At 70.3% G+C, this 20,851-nt stretch carries 19 protein-coding genes and 1 riboswitch; of the genes, 1 reads left to right on the top strand and 18 read right to left on the bottom strand.

The annotated features are described in order from the left end of the window. Positions 1-6 precede the first annotated feature (6 nt). The 12 genes from H2Q94_RS06885 to ftsZ all read right to left on the bottom strand — a co-directional run bounded on the left by H2Q94_RS06885 (position 7) and on the right by ftsZ (position 13,009). Positions 7-471 carry a hypothetical protein gene (locus tag H2Q94_RS06885; RefSeq protein ID WP_243793285.1) on the bottom strand — a complete coding sequence of 155 codons (465 nt, stop codon included), beginning with the start codon at positions 469-471 and terminating at the stop codon, positions 7-9. A 133-nt stretch (positions 472-604) separates the two neighbouring features. After that, positions 605-1,522, bottom strand: coding sequence for an RluA family pseudouridine synthase (locus tag H2Q94_RS06880; RefSeq protein ID WP_243795584.1), 918 nt, complete (start codon positions 1,520-1,522; stop codon positions 605-607). An 11-nt stretch (positions 1,523-1,533) separates the two neighbouring features. Beyond that, a complete protein-coding gene (lspA, locus tag H2Q94_RS06875) occupies positions 1,534-2,229 on the bottom strand; it encodes a signal peptidase II (RefSeq protein ID WP_243793282.1) in 696 nt (231 codons plus the stop codon). A 34-nt stretch (positions 2,230-2,263) separates the two neighbouring features. After that, positions 2,264-3,568 carry an aminotransferase class V-fold PLP-dependent enzyme gene (locus H2Q94_RS06870; protein WP_243795582.1) on the bottom strand — a complete coding sequence of 435 codons (1,305 nt, stop codon included), beginning with the start codon at positions 3,566-3,568 and terminating at the stop codon, positions 2,264-2,266. 94 nt (positions 3,569-3,662) lie between these two features. After that, positions 3,663-3,777: riboswitch (SAM riboswitch) on the bottom strand. A gap of 136 nt (positions 3,778-3,913) precedes the next feature. After that, entirely contained in the window at positions 3,914-7,132 is a 3,219-nt protein-coding gene (gene ileS / locus H2Q94_RS06865; protein ID WP_243793279.1) for an isoleucine--tRNA ligase, read from the bottom strand. Positions 7,133-7,539: 407 nt separating this feature from the next. After that, positions 7,540-8,019 (bottom strand): hypothetical protein, encoded by a 480-nt coding sequence (locus H2Q94_RS06860; RefSeq protein WP_243793277.1) that lies wholly within the window; start codon positions 8,017-8,019, stop codon positions 7,540-7,542. Positions 8,020-8,135: 116 nt separating this feature from the next. Next, positions 8,136-8,963: a DivIVA-like cell division protein Wag31 gene (gene wag31 / locus H2Q94_RS06855; RefSeq protein ID WP_243793275.1), complete on the bottom strand. Its 828-nt coding sequence runs from the start codon at positions 8,961-8,963 to the stop codon at positions 8,136-8,138. Between the two features lie 47 nt (positions 8,964-9,010). Next, entirely contained in the window at positions 9,011-9,310 is a 300-nt protein-coding gene (locus H2Q94_RS06850; protein ID WP_243793274.1) for a YggT family protein, read from the bottom strand. 19 nt (positions 9,311-9,329) lie between these two features. Next, positions 9,330-9,977 carry a cell division protein SepF gene (locus H2Q94_RS06845; RefSeq protein WP_243793265.1) on the bottom strand — a complete coding sequence of 216 codons (648 nt, stop codon included), beginning with the start codon at positions 9,975-9,977 and terminating at the stop codon, positions 9,330-9,332. Positions 9,978-10,047: 70 nt separating this feature from the next. Further along, the gene (locus tag H2Q94_RS06840) at positions 10,048-10,785 is read right to left on the bottom strand and encodes a YggS family pyridoxal phosphate-dependent enzyme (RefSeq protein WP_243793255.1); all 738 of its coding nucleotides are present in this window, start codon (positions 10,783-10,785) and stop codon (positions 10,048-10,050) included. After that, positions 10,782-11,501 carry a peptidoglycan editing factor PgeF gene (pgeF, locus tag H2Q94_RS06835; RefSeq protein WP_243793252.1) on the bottom strand — a complete coding sequence of 240 codons (720 nt, stop codon included), beginning with the start codon at positions 11,499-11,501 and terminating at the stop codon, positions 10,782-10,784. The genes H2Q94_RS06840 and pgeF overlap by 4 nt, the downstream gene beginning before the upstream one ends. A gap of 140 nt (positions 11,502-11,641) precedes the next feature. Further along, on the bottom strand, positions 11,642-13,009 hold the full coding sequence (gene ftsZ, locus H2Q94_RS06830; protein ID WP_243793250.1) for a cell division protein FtsZ: 1,368 nt from the start codon (positions 13,007-13,009) through the stop codon (positions 11,642-11,644). Between the two features lie 445 nt (positions 13,010-13,454). Here ftsZ and H2Q94_RS06825 point away from each other — a divergent pair, with 445 nt between their 5' ends. Next, positions 13,455-14,363, top strand: coding sequence for an SDR family oxidoreductase (locus H2Q94_RS06825; RefSeq protein ID WP_243793248.1), 909 nt, complete (start codon positions 13,455-13,457; stop codon positions 14,361-14,363). On the opposite strand, the gene H2Q94_RS06820 is transcribed toward H2Q94_RS06825, so the two are convergent. From H2Q94_RS06820 to H2Q94_RS06795, 6 genes are all read right to left on the bottom strand, one after another. Continuing rightward, entirely contained in the window at positions 14,306-15,328 is a 1,023-nt protein-coding gene (locus tag H2Q94_RS06820; protein WP_243793247.1) for a helix-turn-helix transcriptional regulator, read from the bottom strand. The genes H2Q94_RS06825 and H2Q94_RS06820 overlap by 58 nt on opposite strands. Positions 15,329-15,397: 69 nt before the next feature. Beyond that, positions 15,398-16,201 carry a carbohydrate ABC transporter permease gene (locus H2Q94_RS06815; protein WP_243793246.1) on the bottom strand — a complete coding sequence of 268 codons (804 nt, stop codon included), beginning with the start codon at positions 16,199-16,201 and terminating at the stop codon, positions 15,398-15,400. Further along, on the bottom strand, positions 16,194-17,078 hold the full coding sequence (locus H2Q94_RS06810) for a carbohydrate ABC transporter permease (RefSeq protein WP_243793244.1): 885 nt from the start codon (positions 17,076-17,078) through the stop codon (positions 16,194-16,196). The genes H2Q94_RS06815 and H2Q94_RS06810 overlap by 8 nt, the downstream gene beginning before the upstream one ends. Continuing rightward, a complete protein-coding gene (locus H2Q94_RS06805; RefSeq protein WP_243793242.1) occupies positions 17,075-18,403 on the bottom strand; it encodes an ABC transporter substrate-binding protein in 1,329 nt (442 codons plus the stop codon). Before H2Q94_RS06805 ends, H2Q94_RS06810 begins: the two co-directional genes overlap by 4 nt. Positions 18,404-18,523: 120 nt before the next feature. Continuing rightward, a complete protein-coding gene (locus tag H2Q94_RS06800; RefSeq protein ID WP_243793241.1) occupies positions 18,524-19,339 on the bottom strand; it encodes an ESX secretion-associated protein EspG in 816 nt (271 codons plus the stop codon). A gap of 42 nt (positions 19,340-19,381) precedes the next feature. Beyond that, on the bottom strand, positions 19,382-20,836 hold the full coding sequence (locus H2Q94_RS06795; RefSeq protein ID WP_243793238.1) for a PPE domain-containing protein: 1,455 nt from the start codon (positions 20,834-20,836) through the stop codon (positions 19,382-19,384). Positions 20,837-20,851 lie beyond the last annotated feature (15 nt).

Genomic DNA, 20,851 nt, shown 5'->3' with positions numbered 1-20,851 from the left:
TCACCGCTAGCGGCGACGCCGGATCCAGCCGAGCGCACCACCGCGGTCCTGCTGTTCCTGCCGTTCCCGACGCTGCAAGGTGGGCCAGTCGCCCGCGTCCCCGGACACGTCACCCGAGTTGTCGGCGCCGAGCACGGCAGGACCGGCGCGGCCGAGGTCTTCGGCCGCCAACAACTCGGCCAAGCCCATCGAACCGGGATCGGTCGGTGCTTCCTCCGCTCCGGCACGATCGGTCTCCGCCCCGGAGGAGCCGCGCGCAGCGGCGTCGGCGAGCTCACCCCGGACCGATGGGGAGGTCGCACGTTCGTCGGGCACGGCCACCGACTGCGTGGCCCGCTCCGGCTCCGGCGCCCCGGCACCCTCGGTCAGCAGCGAACCGCTCCACGACATGCCCATCGGCGGCGTCGGCGTCTCGTCGACGAACTCCCGACGCTCATCGCCGAACGCGCCTCCCGCACCCACCTGGGTCATCGCGCCTCCCCCATGATCCCGCGTGTTTCCACCCAAGCTACGCGATCCGGACACCGAGCCTTGACGGCCCGTTCACGCGCACGTCGCCGGCGGGCCATCCCGAGGTCGCTTCACCGACCCCGACGCGGAGCCGTTACGAGTCCTGCGCGTGCAGCACGTCCAGCGCGTCCTGCAGGTCCGCCGGGTACTCGCTGGTGAACGTCACCCATTCCCCGTCGGCGGGGTGCTCGAAGCCGAGCATCCGCGCGTGCAGCCACTGCCTGGTCAGCCCCAGCTTGCGCGCCAGCACCGGGTCCGCGCCGTAGGTCAAGTCGCCCGCGCAGGGGTGCCGGACGGCGGAGAAGTGCACCCGGATCTGGTGGGTCCGCCCGGTCTCCAGCTTCACGTCCACCAGCGACGCGGCGCGGAACGCCTCCACCGTCTCGTAGTGGGTGATGCTGGGTTTGCCACCGCTGACCACGGCGAACTTGTAGTCGTGCCGGGGGTGGCGGTCGATCGGCGCGTCGATGGTGCCGCTGCTCGGATCGGGATGTCCCTGCACCAGCGCGTGGTAGCGCTTCTCCACGGTGCGTTCCTTGAAGGCCCGTTTGAGCACCGTGTAGGCGTGCTCGCTCTTGGCCGCGACCATGACGCCGGTGGTGCCCGCGTCGAGCCGGTGCACCACGCCTTGCCGTTCGGCGGCACCGGATGTGGCGATCCGGACCCCGGCCGCGGCGAGTCCGCCGATCACCGTCGGCCCTTCCCAGCCGGGGCTGGGGTGCACGGCCACGCCGATCGGTTTGTCCACGACGACGATGTCGTCGTCCTGGTGCAGGATCTTCAGTCCGTCCACCGGGACGGCGACGACCTCGGGTTCGGGCCTGGCCGCGGGCAGCGTGACTTCCAGCAGCCCGCCCGCGATGAGCCGATCGGACTTGCCGACCTGGGCGCCGTCGAGCAGCACTTCCCCGGATTCGGCGAGCCCGGCCATCGTGTTCCGGGACATCCCGAGCAGTTTCGCCAGGCCCGCATCGACCCTCATGCCTTCCAGCCCGTCCGGAACCGGAAGCATCCGCAGATCGCTCACGCCTTGTCCTCACGCTTCTTGCGCACGTGCACGGTGCCGTCGTAGTCCCGCCCGAGCAGCGACATGAGCACCACGAGGATGCCGCCGCACACGATGGAGGAGTCCGCGACGTTGAACACCGGCCACACGCTGCCGTCCGGCGCGAACAGCGACACGAAGTCCACGACGTGCCCGCGCAGCGGTCCCGGAGCCCGGAACAGCCGGTCACCCAGATTGCCGCAGGCCCCGCCGAGCACCAGGCCGAGCCCGATGGCCCAGCCGGTGGAGCGCAGCTTCGGCGCCAGCCACACGATCACGCCGACGACCGCGATCGCCAGCAGCGCCAGCAGCCAGGTCAACCCGGTGGCCAGCGAGAACGCCGCCCCCGGATTGCGCACCAGCACGAGGTAGACGGCGCCCCCGAACAGCTTCATCGGGGGCTGGTTCTCCAGTGCCGCGACCGCGGCGATCTTCGTGAACACGTCCGCGGCGAGCAGCACGGCGGCGACCCCGAACAGCAGCGCGAGCAGCTTGCGCGGCCGCGGCGAGCGCACGGCGGTGTCTCCCGTTCCCGGTTCAGCCTGCTCCGCACCGGAGGCCTGTTCGGTTGCTCCCGACGCGTCGGATCCCGGCTCAGGGGCGCCCGCTCCGCTCGTGGCGGAGTTCGCTCCGGGCCGGTCGGGGTCGGACTGCTCGGTGTTCACTCGGCCCATTCTCCCCGACCGCGACTCGGCCGCTCACAGCGGCTCACACCAGCACGGCCGGGAACTCCCGGGGGTCGTCCACCGGAGCCCAGCGTCCGTCGACCTGCTCGTAGCGCCACTGCGGCCCGTCGGCGATCAAGCCGCACAGTGCTCGCACGATGCGGTCCACGTGTTCGACGGTGGTGCCGAGCCCGAGGCTGATGCGGACCGCGCGCTGCTCATCGGTACCGGCCAGCAGGTGCCGCACCGCCCGGTGCGCGCAGAACAGCCCGTCTCGCACGCCGATCCCGTGCTCGGCCGCCAAGGCCGCCGCGAGCAGGCCGGGGTCCTGGCCGTCCACGACGAAGCTCACCACGCCGACCCGGTCGTGCTCGGCACCGAACAGGCTCAGCTCCCGCAGCCCCGGCACGCCGCGAAGTCCGTTGCGCAGCCGCTCCAGCAGCAGTTCCTCGTGCCAGGCGATCGCCTCCGCGTGCTCGGTCAGCGCCGCGCAGGCCGTGGCGAGCGCGTGCACGCCCACGGTGTTCGGCGAGCCCGCCTCGTGGCGTTCCGGGCCGGTGTTCCAGTCGATCTCACCGCTTTCCGGCACCGAACGGGTCGCGCCGCCGCCCGCCAGGTACGGCGTGGCCGTGTCCAGCCAGTCGTCGCGGCCGATGAGCGCGCCCGCGCCGAACGGCGCGTACAGCTTGTGCCCGGACAGCACCGCGTGGTCCACGCCGAGTTCCGCGATCCGCACCGGGCGGTGCGGGGCGAGCTGGGCGGCGTCGAGGACGGTGCGCGCCCCGTGCCGCCGGGCGACCCGCGCGAGTTCGGCGACCGGCCACACCTCGCCGGTCACGTTGGAGGCACCGGTGAGCACGGCCAGTTTCGGCCCGTCGGTGCATTCGGCGAGCGCCTCGTCGAGCAGTCGCACCGCGTCCTGCGGGCTGTCGGGAATCCCGAGCCGCCGCACCCGGTCCCCGCCCCACGGCAGCAGCGCGGCGTGGTGCTCGGTGTCGAAGACCACCACCGAGGTGTCCGCGGGCAGCGCCGCCGCGAGCAGGTTCAGCGCATCGGTGGTGTTCCGGGTGAAGATCACCGAGTCGGTGCGGCGGGCGCCGACGAACCGGCGCAGCACGTCCCGAGCGCCCTCGTACACCCGCGTGCAGACCTGCGAGGCGAATCCGGCGCCGCGGTGCACGCTGGCGTACCAGGGCAGCAGCTCGTTCACGGCGTCGCGCACCGCGTTCAGGCAGGGCGCGCTGGCACCGTGATCGAGGTTCGCGTATTCGATCGAATCACCGGTGACCAGCGGAACTCGCAGCTGCGCGCCGACCACGGCGGGAACCGCCGGGACGGAGTCCACAATGGACCAAGTCGGGTTTTCGGTGCTCTCGCTGCCGGCGGAGCGGACGGCTGACGACACGATGCCTCCTGGGCCTCATCGGACCCGGCACATTCGGGGCCCGCGCTTGCCGGTCGCCCTTCGCGATCGGCCAGGTCCTCACCCGGGGCACCCCACCGCGGTAGGAGGGTTGCCGGCCAGCAAACCGGGGTTTCCCGCTGGCACTCATGACCTTCGACGGAGAACTCTAAAGTTTGATCTTGTGGCGCGCAACCGTCCGGCGCGAAAGTGCGAGCCGCGCCACGCCCGACCGGGCGGGCTCCCCCCTGGCACTCTGCCAACCGGGGGGAAGCCCGCCTGATCGCTCAATCAGACGCGTTCGACGCCGACCGACACGGCGACACCGTCGCCGACGCTGCCCGCGAAGCCACCGTCGACCGCACCGGTTCCCACGGCGTCCGCCAGCGTCTCCGCCGCGATGAACTCCCGGTGCGCGTCGACCGCGGCAAGCACGTCCGCCGGCGCGGAGACCGTCACCCGGATCCGGTCCGAAACCTCGAAACCGGCGTCCCGGCGTGCCTGCTGCACGACCCGGACCACGTCCCGCGCCACGCCCTCGGCCGCCAGCTCCGGAGTGACCGCGCAGTCCAGCACCACGAGTCCGCCGCCGTCCGGCAGCGCAGCCGCCGCACCGTCATCGGTGGACACCAGGCGTTCGGTGAACTCACCTTCCTGCAGCTCGGTCCCGTCGGCCACCACCGCGCCCGCCGGGGTGCGAGTCCAGTTCCCGGACTTCACGGCCTTGATCACCCGCTGGACGTCCTTGCCCAGTCGAGGTCCGGCGGCACGCGCGTTCACGGCGATCTCGAACCGGCCGTGCGCGGCCACGTCGGTGGTCAGCTCGACCTCCTTGACGTTGACCTCGTCGCGCACCAGGTCGGCGAACGGCCGCAGCGACTCGGCCTCCGGCACCGCCACCACCAGCTTCGACAGCGGCAACCGCACCCGCAGCGTGTTCGCCTTGCGCAGGGCCAGCGCCGAGGAGCACACCTGCCGCACCTGGTCCATCGCCGAGACCAGCGCCGGGTCGGCGGGCAGCTCGTCGACCAGCGGCCAATCCGTCAGGTGCACCGATCGGCCGCCGGTGAGCCCGCGCCACACGGCTTCCGCGGTCAGCGGCAACAGCGGAGCCACCACCCGGCTGACCACCTCCAGCACGGTGTGCAGCGTGTCCACCGCGTCGGCGTCCCCGGCCCAGAACCGGTCCCGGGAGCGCCGCACGTACCAGTTCGTCAGCACCTCCAGGAAGTCCCGGACGCTGCCGCAGGCACCCGCCAGGTCGAAGACGTCCATCGCGGCCTGCACGTCGCCCACCAGCTCGTGCGTCTTGGCCAGCACGTAGCGATCCAGCACGTGCGTGCTGTCCACCCGCCGCTTGCCCTCGACGCCCTCGGCGTTCGCGTACAGCGCCAGGAAGTACCAGGAGTTCCACAGCGGCAGCACCGCCTGGCGCACCGCGTCCCGGATGCCGCGTTCGGTGACCACCAGGTCACCGCCGCGCAGGATGGGGCTGGACATCAGGAACCAGCGCATCGCGTCCGAGCCGTCCCGGTCGAACACCTCGTTGACGTCCGGATAGTTCCGCTTCGACTTCGACATCTTCATGCCGTCGTCGCCGAGCACGATGCCGTGCGCGGCCACGTTGGCGAACGCGGGCCGGTCGAACAGCGCGGTGGCCAGCACGTGCAACGTGTAGAACCAGCCGCGGGTCTGGCCGTTGTACTCGACGATGAAATCGCCCGGGTAGTGGTGCTCGAACCACTCCGCGTTCTCGAACGGGTAGTGCACCTGAGCGAACGGCATCGCGCCGGATTCGAACCAGCAGTCCAGCACTTCCGGCACCCGGCGCATCGTGGACTCGCCCGAGGGGTCGTCCGGGTTCGGCCTGGTCAGCTCGTCGATGTTCGGCCGGTGCAGATCCGCGGGCCGCACCCCGAAGTCGCGTTCCAGCTCGTCCAGCGAGCCGTACACGTCGGTGCGCGGGAACGCCGGATCGTCGGAGACCCACACGGGCAGCGGCGAACCCCAGTACCGGTTCCGCGAGATGTTCCAGTCCCTCGCGTTGGACAGCCACTTGCCGAACTGGCCGTCCCGGATGTGCGAGGGCACCCAGTTGATCTGCTGGTTGAGCTCGACCATCCGGTCCCGGAACTGGGACACGCCCACGAACCAGGACGACACGGCACGCTGGATCAGCGCGTTGTCGCAGCGCCAGCAGTGCGGATACGGGTGGTCGTAGGTCTCGTGCCGCAGCAGCAGCCCGGATTCCTTGAGGTCCCGGATGATCGGCTTGTTGGCTTCGAACACCTGCAGGCCTTCGTACGGCGCGACCTCGGCGGTGAACCTGCCGTGCGCGTCGACCGGGACGACCGGTTCGATGCCGTGCGCGTCGGTGACGAGCTTGTCGTCCTCACCGAAGGCGGGTGCGATGTGCACGATGCCGGTGCCGTCCTCGGTGGTGACGTAGTCCGCCGCCAGCACCTGGTGCGCGTTCGCACGCCCGGTGAAGAAGTCGAACGGCGGCCGGTAGTTCGTGCCCAGCAGGTCGTTGCCGGTGAATCGGGCGACCACGCGGTCCGCGACGTCCTCGCCGAGTTCCCGCGCGTACGCGCCCAACCTGGCTTCGGCCAGCACGTAGCGCTCGGCGCCCTGCCCCGGCTCGACCAGCACGTAGTCCACGTCCGGGTGCACCGCGGCCGCCAGGTTCGACGGCAACGTCCACGGAGTCGTCGTCCACACCAGCGCCAGCGCGCCGTCGAACGCCTTGCCCGGCGCGGTGAGCCGAAGGCCCACCGTCACCGCCGGATCCTGGCGCTGCCGGTAGGTGTCGTCCATCCGCGTCTCGGTGTTCGACAGCGGCGTCTCGCACCGCCAGCAGTACCAGAGCACCCGGAAGCCCTCGTAGATCAGACCCTTGTCCCACAGGGTCTTGAACGCCCACATGACGCTTTCCATGTAGTCCAGGTCGAGCGTCTTGTAGTCGTTGTCGAAGTCCACCCACCGCGCCTGGCGCGTGACGTAGTCCTCCCAGTCGCCGGTGTAGCGCAGCACCGAGGCGCGGCAGGCCTCGTTGAACTCGGCGACGCCCATCGTCTCGATCTCGGACTTGGAGGTGATGCCGAGCTGCTTTTCCGCTTCGACCTCGGCGGGCAGGCCGTGGCAGTCCCAGCCGAACCGGCGCTCCACCCGGCGGCCGCGCATCGTCTGGTACCGCGGCACCGCGTCCTTCACGTACCCGGTGAGCAGGTGCCCGTAGTGCGGGAGGCCGTTCGCGAAAGGCGGGCCGTCGTAGAAGACGAACTCGTTCGAGCCGTTCGTTCCGGCTTCCCGCGCCTGCACGCTCTCCTGGAACGTCTTGTCCCCGGACCAGAAGTCGAGCACTTCCCGCTCGATCTGCGGGAACGACGGTTGCGCGGCGACTCCGCGAGCCGGGGCCGGTTGATCTTGGGCCGGGCGCTCCTGATCCGGGCGCTCCTGGGCGGGACCCTCGGCGGACGTGCCGCCGAATCGGACCTTCGGATATGCCATCGCGGTTGTGCTCCTCGCCGGTGTGTCGTCGTCAGCCGCACGGGCATCGTGAATCGATGCCCACACGGGGACGACACGGCGCGCGACCGATCCGGTCGCCCGCGTCCCGCGGTACCACCCCGCTTGCCGCCGCTGATCGCGGCGGCCACTCGTTGCCGGCTGTGACGGGCCGAACCCGTCCGGTTCTACTGAGGAAACCGCGAGTCGCGGTGCACCCGTTCTTCCGGAAGCTCCCCGGTGATGGCCGGATCAACGCCGAATGCGGGCCGATCGCTCCCCGGCGACCAGCCCGCATTCAGCATAACCATCCGACGCCACCTGTTTTCCGCGACCACCGGTAACGGCCTTCGGCCCGAGATCAGTCTCCCAGTGCACTGGGAGACTGATCTGCGTTCCGAACCGATCTCTCAGCGCGCGGCGCGCGCCTGACCCGCCAGCACCGCGTCCGGGGTGCATCGGGCGCACGCGGTGAAGCCCAGTTCCCTGGCTTCACGCACCGGCAAGCCCTGCACCTCCAGGTCGCCGAGCCACTGACAGCTCGACAGGTGGTAGCGGGGACGTTCATCGACCACCACGACTTCGTCGTCCGATTCGGACACCAGCAGCGCGTCCGCCGCATCGGTGTCCTCTTCACCCGGCTCGTCGTGTCCGGCGGTGTCGTCGTCGGTCTCCGCCGCCGAGTCCTGCCCCGCCTCACTCTCAGGTACCGGTTCCGGCGACGACGAGCTCGCTTCCCGTCGCCGCCGAACCCGTTGCACCACGAGCAACGCCGCGGCCAGTGCGCTGAGCAGTACCGACAGCCACGCCCATTCGGGGTGATCCATCAGCACCGACGTCACCAGCACGCCACCGGCCGCCAGGACCAGGAACAGCACAACCAACAACACGCCGAAATCTCCTTCACCGCACCGTCCGGGGACCCCCTTGTCCCCACCTCAGCTCACCGCCGGCGGCACCCCTGCCGCACGGCGGTTCGACGTCGGCGGATCCGGTCACCCGGCCGCTAGCCGGCTTCGGCGGCGCGTGCTCCGAAGCTGTAGGTGTTCTGCTGCGTGGCCGAACGGCTGCCGCTCTCGGCGGGTGCCGCCGATCCGCGGTCCTGCAGTTCACGCAGCTGCGACTCCAGGTAGGTCTGCAGCCTCGTGCGGTACTCGCGCTCGAAGGTGCGCAAGGTGTCGATCTTCTTCTCCAGCGCGTTCTTCTCCTGGGTGATGTTCCCCATCACCTCGGCGTGCTTGCGCTGCGCGTCGCGTTCCAGTCCGGCGGCCTTCTCGCGGGCCTGCCGTTCCAGCGTCTCGGCCCGAGTCCGGGCGTCGTTGAGCATCGTCTCGGCCCTGGTGCGGGCTTCGTTGACCATGCTGTCGGACTTCGACCGGGCGTCCGAGAGCAACTGCTCGGACTTGGTCCGAGCTTCGGAGAGCATGCCGTCGGCCTCGGCCTTGGCTTCGCCGGTGAGCCGGTCGGCCATCTCCTGAGCCAGCCCCAGAACCTTGGCCGCCTGCACGTGGTGATCACCCCCCGGCGAGGTCTGCTCGGCCGCGGTGGGGGCCGGGACCGGCGCCAACCGGCGCGGTTCCTCCACCGGAGCGGGGGCGGCGGGAACCGCGGACGCCTGACTGCGGGCGTCATCAAGGTCGACCTGCGCGGTCTGCAGCTGGTTCTCCAGCTGCTCCATCTGGCTGCGCAGATCGTTGTTCTCCTCCACCAAGCGGGCGAGCTCGGCTTCAACCAGGTCGAGGAAAGCGTCTACCTCGTCCTCGTTGTAACCGCGCTTCCCAATCGGCGGTTTACTGAACGCGACGTTATGCACGTCGGCGGGGGTCAGGCCCACAAGATCACCTCACGCACTCTTCGGCTGCGGGTCACCCGGGTTCCCCGTTACCCGGACTGCGCCCATAGTTTCAACAGCAGCTGCATCAGTATGAACACAACCAGCAGCAGCACCATAATGGATAGGTCCAGCCCTACACCGCCGATCCGGACCGTCGGGATCACCCGACGCAGCAGCCGGATCGGCGGGTCGGTCACTGTGTAGATGCTCTCCAACGCGATTGCAACCCCTCCAGCGGGGCGCCAATCGCGCGCGAACACCCTGACGAGCTCGATCACGATACGGGCCGTGAGCAGCAGCCAGAAGAAGAAGACGACGTAATAAACGACGATCAGCGCCAGTTCCACAGCTCAACTCTGCCACCGGTCAGCCGTAGTTGAAAAAGGCACCCTCGGCCAAGCGGCGCTTGTCCTCGGCTGCGACGTCCACGTTGGGCGGTGAGAGCAAGAACACCCGGTTGGTCACCTTCTCGATCGAACCGCGCATCGCAAAGGCCAGACCTGCGGCGAAGTCGACCAGACGCTTCGCGTCCGCTTCGTCCATCTCCGTCAGATTCATGATCACCGGCGTGCCGTCCCGGTACTGCTCCCCGATCGTGCGGGCCTCGCTGTAGCTGCGAGGATGCAGAGTTGTGATCTTGCTCAAGTTGAAGTGGCTGCCGGTGTCGGTGACCGCGCGCAGCCGGGAGACGGACTCCCGTTCGGCGGCGGTGCGTGCCGCGGTCTCCGGCGTCCACTGCCTGCGCGACGTCTTGACCTCGCGGTACTCCTCGCCCCGGTGACCGGCTTCCCGGCGTGGGGCGTCCCGATGCCCGTGATCGTCGAAACCTTCGTCCGCTTCGGCTTCGTCCTGGTAACCGCCGCGCACTCCGACACGCCGACGGCCACCGATCCGGTCCGCGGGCGCGTCGTACTCGTCGGCGTCCGCGTAGCGGTCGATGTCGTCTTCGAACTCGTCGACTTCGTCGGCAGGCACCATGCCGAAGTAGGCCTTCAGCTTGTGCATCGTGCTCATCGGCGTGCCCTTCTTCCGCGACTCCTTCGAGCCGAGCGCGGTTCGACCGGCTTTCGACCCTCCGCCCAGGCTACGGCGAGATTAGCCGTCGCCCTCCCAACAGCGCCGTTCCGACACGCACCCGAGTGGAGCCGTGGGCCACGGCACTCTCCAGATCACCGCTCATTCCCGCTGAGATCTCTCCAGCCTCCGGGAAGTCACGCTGCAGCTGCGTAGCGATCAAGGAAAGTGTGTCGAACGCCACGTCCGGCCGGGTGGATTGCGGCGCCACCGCCATCACTCCGCGCAACCTGAGTTCACTCGTTGTTGTGATGGTCTCCGCGAGTGTCAGAACATCGCCGGGGGCGCAGCCGCCCCGGCCCGCCGCCTCGTCCAGGTTCACCTGAACGAGAACTTCGAGCGGGCGTGTCCGCTCTCCCGCCTCGAGGGCGTTGCGGACGGCCCCGGACAACGCCTCCACCAGCCGTGGGCTGTCGACCGACTCCACGACATCGGCCCAGCGGGCCACCGAGCGAGCCTTGTTCCGCTGCAGCTGTCCGACCATGTGCCAGCGAGCCCCCGAGTCGGGGCGCAGTTCGTCGAACTCCACGACCTTCGGTCGCGCCTCCTGCTCGCGGTTCTCCGCGAACGCGGTGAGTCCCAGATCCACCAGCAACGCCACGTCCCGCGCCGGGAAGGTCTTGGTCACCGCCAGCAGCTCGACGTCCGCCGCGGACCGCCCAGCCGCTTTGCAGGCCGCTTCGAGCCGCTGCCGCACCTCGTCGAGCGATTCGGCCAGTTCCGCGCGGCGACAGTCGTCCTCGCTCACGGCTCCTCCTCCGGTTCCGCCCACACCACGGCCGCGAATCTCCCGGTGCGGGGGCCGTCGCGGCGGTGGCTGAACAGATCACGAGTCTCCATGGTGCATCGCGGATCAACCCCGATCTTCGCGATGCCCGCGCCGGCGAGCTGTTCCCAGAGCCCGGCGCGCAGGTCCAGTCCTGGCGTGCCCTTGCGGGTGCGGCAGGCGCTTCCCGGGAGGTACTCCTCGACGTCGTCCCGCATCGCGGTGGGCACCTCGTAGCACTGGCCGCAGGCGGCGGGACCGAGCAGCGCCTCGATGTCGTCGAGCCGGGCGCCCGCCTCCCGCATCGCTTTCAGGGCTTCCACGAGCACGCCGACCCGGGCGCCGACCCGTCCCGCGTGCACGGCGGACACGACGCCGGTGACCGGATCTCCCAGCAGCACCGGCACGCAGTCCGCGGTCAGCGTCGCCAGCGCCAGGTTGGGCTGAGCGGTCACCAGCGCGTCGGTGGCCTCCACCGGCTCCTGCTGCGGCCCGTCGACGAGCACGGCGCTCTTGCCGTGGATCTGCTCCATCCAGACCAGCCGTCCGGGTTCCAGTCCGATCCCGGCGGCGAGCTTGCGCTCGTTGGCGGCCAGCGCGACGGGATCGTCACCGACCCGGCCGCCGAGGTTGAACGAGTCGAACGGCGGTTTCGAGTTGCCGCCTTCCCGCGTGGTGATCACGCGCCGGATCCGCACTCTGTCACTCCCGATCTCGAGGTCATTGCCGACTTGGGCGTCCCGCCACGAGGCCGCGGCGGCAGTGCCGGGTCCGCACATGAATGGGCACCGGGACGATGTTCGTCCCGGTGCCCATTCTCGCCTACGCGTGCGGGCGATCAGCGTCGCATGAAAGGAGGAATGTCGACGTCGTCGTCGTTGTCGTCGGCGACCGGCATCGGGCGCGACGGCAGCTGACCGCTCATGCCCTGCGTACCGGTGTGCGACGGGTAGCCGCCGCTGGAACGGGTCGGCACCGACACGCCTGGCGTGCCGCCTTCGCCGTAGCCCTGCCGCGGTTCCTGACCGTAGTGCTCCCGCTGTTCCGGCTGCGGAGCCGGAGCCGGGGCCGCTGGAGCCGGGGGCTGCGGAGCCTGCTCCACGGGCTGAGCCGGTTGCGGAGCCGGTGCCGCAGGCGGTTCGGGCGCGGCTTCAGCGGTGCTGTCGACGACTTGGCCCTCGGTGATCTGCCCGGCTTCACCGCCGGCGACGGTGTCCCGCCCGCCGACCTTGGTCGGTTCGAGCTTCTTGTGCGTGGGCGCACCCGCGTCGAATCCGGCGGCGATCACGGTGACCCGCACCTCGTCGCCGAGCGAGTCGTCGATCACCGTACCGAAGATGATGTTGGCTTCGGGGTGCGCGGATTCCTGCACCAGCGAGGCCGACTCGTTGATCTCGAACAGACCGAGGTCGGAGCCGCCCGCTATGGCCAGCAGGACACCGTGCGCGCCTTCCATCGAGGCTTCCAGCAGTGGCGAGTTGATCGCCTTCTGCGCGGCCTGCACGGCTCTGCCCTCCCCGCGGGCCGAGCCGATGCCCATCAAGGCGCTGCCCGCCCCGGACATGACGCTCTTGACGTCGGCGAAGTCGAGGTTGATCAGACCCGGCGTGGTGATCAGGTCGGTGATGCCCTGCACACCGGAGAGCAGCACCTCGTCCGCGGAGCGGAAGGCGTCCATCAGGCTGACCCCGATGTCACCGAGCTGGAGCAGCCGGTCGTTCGGGATCACGATGAGCGTGTCGCAGCAGTCGCGGAGTTCCTTGATGCCCTGTTCGGCCTGGTTGGCCCGGCGCTTGCCCTCGAAGGAGAACGGCCGGGTGACCACGCCGATGGTGAGCGCGCCGAGCTTGCGCGCGACGTCGGCGATCACGGGGGCGCCACCGGTGCCGGTGCCGCCGCCTTCGCCTGCGGTCACGAACACCATGTCGGCGCCCTTGAGGACCTCTTCGATCTCTTCCTTGTGGTCCTCGGCGGCCTTGTGCCCGACCTCGGGGGCGGCGCCTGCGCCGAGCCCGCGGGTCAGTTCGCGGCCGATGTCCAGTTTGACGTCGGCATCGGACATGAGCAGGGCCTGGGCGTCGGTGTTCACCGCGATGAACTCGACGCCCTTGAGCCCGACCTCGATCATGCGGTTCACGGCGTTGACGCCGCCGCCACCGATGCCGACGACCTTGATCACCGCTAGATAGTTGTGCGGGGGCGTCATCGGGTCCGCCTTCCTGATCGTGGCTGAGCGCTCTGCGTTGCTCGGACCGCCGCGGGTGCGGTCACCGTGGGAACCGGACTCGTGTCCGGAGCCGGCACGGGAACCGGCGTTCGCCGGGGTGGTCCCGTGCGAGCACAAGATCGAAACGCGGCCAACCCCGTACCCGGTGCGGACCGTAGGCTGGCCCGCGCCACCGCGTCCAGCAGCCACGCCGGGATATCTCCCAGGTGTGTCGTGCCACCCACGTCGCAGATCCGCCTCGACCGTCGTTCTCGCCTGCGCGGTGATTCACGTGGAACGCGATCACCTTCGTTCACCGTACCGCGCGCTCGGGCACGCCGGGCGGCCCACTCGAAAACAGTGCTGCGGAAATCCCGACGGCGGTTGTCCGGATTCACCGCCAGCATCGTTTCGGCACACGGGAATCCGACGAGGGAGCACAACGATGAATCAGCCGCTGCGTGGGAAGATCGCGCTGGTCGCGGGCGCTACGCGAGGTGCGGGTCGCGGGATCGCGGTGGAGCTCGGCGCTGCGGGAGCCACGGTGTACGGGTCGGGGCGCACGACGCGGGAGCAGCGTTCCGAATACGACCGACCGGAGTCCATAGAGGACACGGCGGAGCTGGTGACCGCCGCGGGAGGCGAGGGCATCGCGGTCCGGGCGGATCACGCGGTGCCCGCGGAGGTCGAGCAGCTGGTGGCGCGGATCGAGCGGGAGCGGGGACGGCTGGACCTGCTGGTCAACGATCTCGGCGGCGAGCACCTGACGGATTGGCACAAGCCGGTTTGGGAGCATTCGCTGGACATCGGGCTGCGCCGGTTGCGGGTGGGCATCGAAGCGCACTTGATCACCAGCCATTTCGCGCTGGGATTGCTGTCGCGGACACCGGGCGGCCTGGTGGTGGAGCTGACCGACGGCACTTCGGAGTACAACGAGCGCTATCGCGGCGACCTGGGTGCGTTCTTCGATGTGACGAAGATCGCCGCGAGCCGGTTGGCCTTCGCGCAGGCCGAGGAGCTGCGCCCGCACGGCGGCACCGCGGTCGCGGTCACGCCGGGGTGGTTGCGCTCGGAGATGATGCTGGAGCTGTTCGGCGTCACCGAGCAGAACTGGCAGGAGGCCACCGAACCGCACTTCGGCATCTCGGAGACGCCGCGTTTCGTCGGCCGGGGCGTCGCGGCGATGGCGGGTGATCCGGAGGTCTCCCGCTGGGCCGGTCGGACCTTGTCGAGCGCGCAGCTGGCGCAGTTCTACGACTTCACCGATGTGGACGGGTCGCGGCCGGACTCGTGGCGCTACATCGCCGAGGTCGTGGAGGCGGGCAAACCGGAGGACGTCACCGGATACCGCTGATCCGCGGCGTAGAGCTCGGCGAGGGCGGCGGCCGTTCGGGCCATCCGTTCGCGCAGCGATTCGGGTGCCAGCACGCGCACGTGCGGTCCGAGGCCGAGCAGCTGTTCGTAGGCGATGTCGAGGGACTCGACGGGCAGGGTCGTGCTCACCCATCCCTGCTCGTCGGGTTCGCCGGCCGCGGCCCGGGCGTCGGTGGCCGAGGGGTGACCGACGTGGTTGTGCAGCGCGCGCAGCCCGGCCGGGCTGATCCGCACGGTGGTCTCGTCCCGCAGCAGGGTGCGGGCGAATTCGGCGCTGTGTCGCGTCCAGAACTCGGGCAGCACGAAGGTCTCGTCGCGGTGGAACGGTTCGGCGATCTCGACCTGGCGGAACCGGTCGACGCGGTAGACGCGGAAGTCGCCGCCGGTGCGCCCGGCGAGGTACCAGGCGCCGGCTTTGAGCACCAGACCGTGCGGTTCGATCTCGCGGTGCACGTCGTGCTCGCCGCGCCGGTAGACGACTTTCAGGCTGCGGTCCTGCCACACGGCGTCGGCGAGTTCCGCCAGCAGCGGCGGGGTTTCGGCTTCCCGGAACCAGCCGGGGGCGTCGAGGTGGAAGCGGCCGGAGACCCGGTCGGGCACGTCTCGGTGGCCGGGTGCGAGTGCCGCGGAGACCTTGCGGCGGGCGCTGGAGACGGCGTCGGTGAGTCCCATGTCGGCGGCGGGTCCGGGTATCCCGGCCAGCAGCAGCGCTTCCGCTTCGGCGCGGTGCAGGCCGGTAAGCCGGGTGCGGTAGCCGCCGAGCAGGCGGTATCCGCCGTGGCGGCCGCGTTCGGCGACGATCGGCACCCCGGATTCGGCGAGCGCGAGCACGTCCCTGGCGACGGTGCGTTCGGTGACCTCCAGTTCCGCGGCGAGTTCGGCACCGGTCATGGTCGCCCTGGATTGCAGCAGCAGTACCAGTGAGATCAGCCGCGCCGCCCGCATCTCGGTCCCCTCCCGTCGAGCGCCCGGAACGCTACGCCGACCCCCTGACAGCGCGCCCCCGACGGCGGACTACTTGAGCCCGGTGGTCTTGAGGGAATCGATGAGTTTGCGCTGGCCGAGCAGGAACACCAGCACGGTGGGGATGGCGGCGAGCAGCGCGGCGGCGATCACGTAGTGCTGCTTGGAGGCGTACTGCCCTTGCAGCGAGGCGATGCCGACCTGGACCACGCGCAGCGACTCGTCCTGGGCGACGGCCAGCGGCCACAGGAACGAGTTCCAGTTGGTGAGGAAGAACAGCACCGCCAGCGCGGACAGCATCGGCCTGCTCAGCGGCAGCACCACGTGCCAGTAGGTCCGCCAGTGACCGCACCCGTCGAGTTGGGCGGCGTCCTCCAGTTCGCGGGGCACGCCGAGGTAGAACTGGCGCAGCAGGAAGATGCCGAAGGCGTTGAACACACCGGGCACGATGAGTCCGGCGTAGGTGTCGACCATGCCGAGGGTGCGCACCACGAGGAACAGCGGCACCAGGATCACGGGCAGCGAGATCAGCAGGGTGGCGATGATGGTGGCGAACGCGATGCCGCGGCCGCGGAAGTGCATCCGGGCCAGGGCGTACGCGGCCATCGAGTGCAGCAGCAGCGCGACCGCGGTCACGGTGGCGGAGATGAACGCGCTGTTGGCGAGGTAGCGCACGAACGGCACCTCGGTCAGCACGTAGAGCACGTTGTCCAGCGTCAGCGAACTCGGCCATTCCGCGGAGAACAGTTCGGATTCCGGCCGGAAGGCGGCCAGCAGCAGCCACAGCAGCGGCGCGACGGTCAGCAGCGCCACCAAGTAGGCGAGCAGGGCCTTCCCGCGCACGCGGCTACGCATCGAACCGGCCTCCTCGGGTCGCGGCGAACAGCAGTCCGGTGATCGTGCCCAGCAGCAGCACCAGCAGCGCGCAGATCGCCGCCGCGTAGCCGAACCGGCCGAACTGGAAGGCCTGCTGGTAGGCGTAGTAGACGATGGTGGAGGTCGCGTTGGCGGGACCGCCGGAGGTGGTGACGAAGACCAGGTCGAACGCTTGGAGCCCGGTGACCGCGTTGACCATCGACGTGACGAGCACGAAGAAGCTGGTGGGCCGCAGCATCGGCCAGGTCACGTGCCGGAACCGGTGCCACGCGCCCGCACCGTCCACTGTGGCCGCGTCGTAGAGGTCGCCGGGGATGTCGCTGAGGCCGCCGAGGAAGATGAGCATCTGGTAGCCCATCAGGAACCACACGCTGATCAGCACCAGCGTGAGCAGCGCCAGGTCCGGGTCGCCGAGCCAGGACACGCCGTCGAGCCCGAAGATCGCGCCGATGCGGCTCACCAGCCCGGTCTTGTCGGTGAGCAGGAACTGCCAGAGCAGGCCGACGACGACGAGGCTCACCGCGTTCGGCAGGAACAGCGCGGCGCGAACCGCCCCGACGCCGGGGAAGTGGTCGCGCACCAGCAGTGCCAGGCCGAGTCCGCACCCGAACACCAGCGGTACGAACAGGACCGCGTACAGGGCGGTGACGCCGAAGCTCTGCCACAGCAGGCCGTCGCCCGCCATCAGCCAGAAGTTGTTCAGCCCGGCCCATTCGACGTTGCCGAAGCCGTCCACTTCGAACAGGCCCACGACCAGCGCGAGCACCGTCGGGAGGGCGACGAACACCAGCAGCCCCAGCCCGTCGGGCGCCAGGAATCCGAGTGCCGCCCGGCCTTCGTGACGTCGGGTGCTCATTGGATCGCCGCCCCGTCGTAGCCGTCGAGGAACGCGTCGATCTGCTCGGTCGCGCCCGCCGCGGCCTCGGCCGGGTCGGCGCCGTCGAGCTGGGCGGCCTGCAGCGCGTCGGAGATCGCCCGGTACACCTCCGGCGGGTAGCGGGGTTCCGGTCGCGCGTCGGCCATGACCTGTTCGGCGAACACTCGCATCGGCCCGTCGTCGAACGCGCCGCGCGCTTCGGCGGCGCGGCGCACCGAGTGGCGCGGCGGGATGCCGGTCTTGGCCTCGGTGTTCCACTGCCGCATCCGTTCCACGCAGGCGGGGTCGGAGGAGCCCAGCGCCCAGGCGACGAATTCGGCGGCGGCTTCGGGGTTGTTGCCCTTCGCGTTGGCGACCATGGCCCAGCTGCCCAGCGCGGTGGTGGCGGTGCCGCCGGGCGGCGCGGGCATCGGCGTCACGCCGTATCGGAATCCGGGGGCTTGTTCGGCGATTTCGACGATGCCCCAGATGCCGAGTTGCTGCATCGCGCAGTAGCTCTGGGCGAGGTTGGAGATCGAGTCGTTGCCGCCTTCGCCTTGCACTCGCCGCGGCGCGGATCCGGTGCGCACCGCGTCCTGCCAGAGCCGCAGCGCCTGGTGGGTCGCCGGCGAGTCGAACGCGCTGCGCCGCTGGTCGGGGGTGAGGACTTCGCCGCCCGCCATCCACTGCCACGGGTACCAGGTGAAGTTCTGGTAGTAGCCGGGGTTGGTCTCGAACAGCATCCCGAACCGCTCGGGGGTGGTGAGGCGTTCGGCGAGTCCCAGCAGGTCGTCCCAGGTCTTCGGCAGGTCTCCTTCGGACAGCCCGGCCGTTTCGAAGGCGTCCTCGGCGTAGAACAGCGCCAGCGGCTCGATCTCCATCGGCAGTCCGTACACCCGGTCGTCGACGAGGCGGGTGCTGAGCACTTCGGGCAGGAAGTCCTCGCGCATGCCGGGTTCGAGGTGCGGGGTGAGGTCGGCGAGCGCGCCGCCGTTGTAGTAGCGCAGGAAGTCACCGGGGCTGAGCAGGAACACGTCCGGCCCGGCGCCCGCGCTGAACGAGGTCTGCAGGGTCGGGCCGGTCTTGTAGTCCTTGTTCGGCACGTACCGCAGCTTGACCTGCACGTCGTGGGTCGCGTTCCAGTCCGCGGCGAGCTTGATGATCCAGTCGTTCTGGCTCTTGGTCTGCCCGCCGGGGCCGTAGAAGTTCCACAGGCTGATCTCGCGGGGGTTCCGGGCGGGCGCGCATGCGGTGGCACCGGCGAGCAGTACCGCTCCTGCTCCGCACAACGCGGTTCGTCGGCTGATCGCGGCGGCGTCGACCATCGCAGCACCCCCAGAAAACGATTTCTGAACGCTATTGCGGGGGCGGATCATCGTCAATGCGCCATTCAGGGCTCCCCGGCCCACCGGCGAAACAGGCTTCAGTCCACTGTGGACTGCCGTTCACCCGCGGATCGACGCGATCAACGTGTCGATCTGCCCCCGGACGGCCCGGGCGTCCGCCGGGGTCAGCGAATGCATCCGCTCCCCGGTAGCGCCCCGCTCGTGGTGATCCAGGTAGCGACCGTCCGGTTCGGCGTTGTCGAACCAGCGCACCACTGCGGAGCGCCGCCGCCGTCCGTCCGGTTCGCGGATGGACGCGGCGAATTGGCCGGCCCGCACGTGGGCGTCCGTGCCGATGCGGCGGTACAGCTCGACGAGCCGGTCACCACCACTGCCGCGCGCCGCAACGACCTCCCGCAGAAACCCTGCCTGGGGCGGTTCGGCGTCGGCGCGCAACGAGCTCTCCGGCACCTGCGCCCGGCCTCGGTTGCCCGGCGGGGCCGGCGGCAACGTCGCCAGCAGCACCTCCGACAACCCGGCCTTCTCGTGCACCTCCACGGTCAACGTGCCGCCGAATCGTCCGGTCTCGCCCGGTTCCTGGACGCCGAGCACCACCCGGCCGCCGTCGGTCAGCGCGGCGACGGTGCGCCACGCCGCGTCGCCGCCGAACTCGGGGAACCACAGGGAATCGACCCACAGGTACGGCTTCGTGAGCACCCGCAGCGCTCGCGCGAGCTCCGCCGGAACCTCGTCGTCGACCAGAATTCCCAGTTTCCGCAGGGTGCCCGCCTCCAGCTGGGCGACCTCGCCCAGCTGCCGCCGGGTCCGCCCGTAGGCGGGACCCTCCAGCGGCAACGTGAGATCGTCCAGCCCCAGGTAGCTGCACACCAGGTACAGGTGCAGCGGATGCAACCGCCAACGAACGATCAGACTCACCTGCGTAGTCCTTTCGGAGTGGTCTGCGCCGGAAGGCCGGATTCACTCGCCGAACACGGGCGGAGCGGTCTTCGGCATTCCGTCCAGCCAGATGTCGTCCTGCTCCTGGAGCCAGCCAGGGTGCTCGTGTTCGTAGTCCTCGCCGCCTTGCCCACCACGATTACCGGCGCCCATGCCGCCCGCGGCACCGCGCGGCCCGCCGCCCGCGCCACCCGCCGTCGCGCCGGCACCCGCCCCCGGCGCACCGACGTTCGGTGTCGCGACACCGGCTCGGCCGCCCGGCCCCGGGGGATTCCCCGCACCGGTGCCGGTCCGGCCGCTCGCGACGCCGCTGCCCGGCCCGCTGCCGATCGCCCCTCCGGCCTTGCCGCCCGCAGGCCCACCGACGCGGCCGCCTCCCCCGCCACCGCCGACCGGCATCGGTCCGCCGATGACCGGCGGGGTCTGCGGTGAACCCGGCGGACGCGGCGGTCCCGACGGCGTCCGGTCGTGCGGGGATTCGGGTCGGTCCGGCACCCAGGAAGAGTCCGATTCCGCGGGACGGTTGGGATACGGGAGCGGCTGGACCTTCCGGTCGCCGCCTCGGTCGTTCCCGCCCTGGTCGTTGCCGCCCCGGTCGTTGCCGCCCCGGTCGTTGCCGCCGTGGTCGCCTCCGACCCGGTCGTCACGTCTGAGGTCGTTGCCACCGCTGCCCCCGTCGCGGCCCGGCCCCGGAACCACGGGTGGCGGCGGCGCCTCGACGGGCGGCGGTTCGCCCGGCGGGGGCGGCGGCAGCGGCGCACCGTCCAGCCCCGGATAAACCGGGACCGTGGCGTCGACGTTCTCGTACGTCGGGGTCAGCACCCGCTGCATGGTGTCCTGCGCGGCGCGCTCGGCCTCCTGCCGTTCCCGCATCTGCGCCAGCGCGTCCATGCCGCCGCCGACCAGTCCGCCGGGAATGCTCGACGCGACGGCGCGGCCGACGCTGAAACCCTGCGGTTCCGGCACCATCGCCTTGGCCTGTCCGGCGGCCGACCCGGCTTCCTCGATCTTGTTCCCGGTGAGGTGGAACGCTTCCCCGCTGTCGGTCATCCATTTCACCAGCGGTTCGGCGGAGGCCTTGGCGACGTCGGCGGCGTCGCCCTCCCAGCCCGCTTCGATCGCGGCCTGCGAGTCGCGCTGCAGCTCGGGGCCGATCGCCTTGAGTTCCTGCCCGATCTTCCGCCACGCCTCCGCGGCGGCCTGCGCCTCCGCCAGGCCCAGCGACCGCACGTTGATGTCGTACAGCTCCTGATGGCTGTAGGACTGCCAGTTCTCCCGCTCCGTGATGGACGGCGGATCGAACTCACCACCGGAGTGCAGCCGCTCGTTCTGCTCCGCTAGGGCGTCCCGCCGCCGCTCCCCGGCGCGCTCGGCTCCTTCCGAGCGCTCGCGCTGTTCCTGCTGCGCTCGGGTGTCGTATCCCAGCCAGTGCGCCTGCGTCGTGAACGGTGTCTCTGATGTGCTGTGCCCAGTCACCGAACCCCATGGTTC

Source organism: Saccharopolyspora gloriosae, from assembly GCF_022828475.1.
GTDB lineage: Bacteria > Actinomycetota > Actinomycetes > Mycobacteriales > Pseudonocardiaceae > Saccharopolyspora_C > Saccharopolyspora_C gloriosae_A.
This window is presented reverse-complemented; position numbering and strand designations above follow the sequence as displayed.

Bases quoted from the DNA above. Each gene is read 5' to 3' on its own strand.
- H2Q94_RS06885 (WP_243793285.1), bottom strand. From the start codon at position 471: ATGACCCAGGTGGGTGCGGGAGGCGCGTTCGGCGATGAGCGTCGGGAG.
- H2Q94_RS06880 (WP_243795584.1), bottom strand. From the start codon at position 1,522: ATGCTTCCGGTTCCGGACGGGCTGGAAGGCATGAGGGTCGATGCGGGC.
- lspA (WP_243793282.1), bottom strand. From the start codon at position 2,229: ATGGGCCGAGTGAACACCGAGCAGTCCGACCCCGACCGGCCCGGAGCG.
- ileS (WP_243793279.1), bottom strand. From the start codon at position 7,132: ATGGCATATCCGAAGGTCCGATTCGGCGGCACGTCCGCCGAGGGTCCC.
- H2Q94_RS06845 (WP_243793265.1), bottom strand. From the start codon at position 9,977: ATGAGCACGATGCACAAGCTGAAGGCCTACTTCGGCATGGTGCCTGCC.
- ftsZ (WP_243793250.1), bottom strand. From the start codon at position 13,009: ATGACGCCCCCGCACAACTATCTAGCGGTGATCAAGGTCGTCGGCATC.
- H2Q94_RS06825 (WP_243793248.1), top strand. From the start codon at position 13,455: ATGAATCAGCCGCTGCGTGGGAAGATCGCGCTGGTCGCGGGCGCTACG.
- H2Q94_RS06820 (WP_243793247.1), bottom strand. From the start codon at position 15,328: ATGCGGGCGGCGCGGCTGATCTCACTGGTACTGCTGCTGCAATCCAGG.
- H2Q94_RS06815 (WP_243793246.1), bottom strand. From the start codon at position 16,201: ATGCGTAGCCGCGTGCGCGGGAAGGCCCTGCTCGCCTACTTGGTGGCG.
- H2Q94_RS06810 (WP_243793244.1), bottom strand. From the start codon at position 17,078: ATGAGCACCCGACGTCACGAAGGCCGGGCGGCACTCGGATTCCTGGCG.
- H2Q94_RS06805 (WP_243793242.1), bottom strand. From the start codon at position 18,403: ATGGTCGACGCCGCCGCGATCAGCCGACGAACCGCGTTGTGCGGAGCA.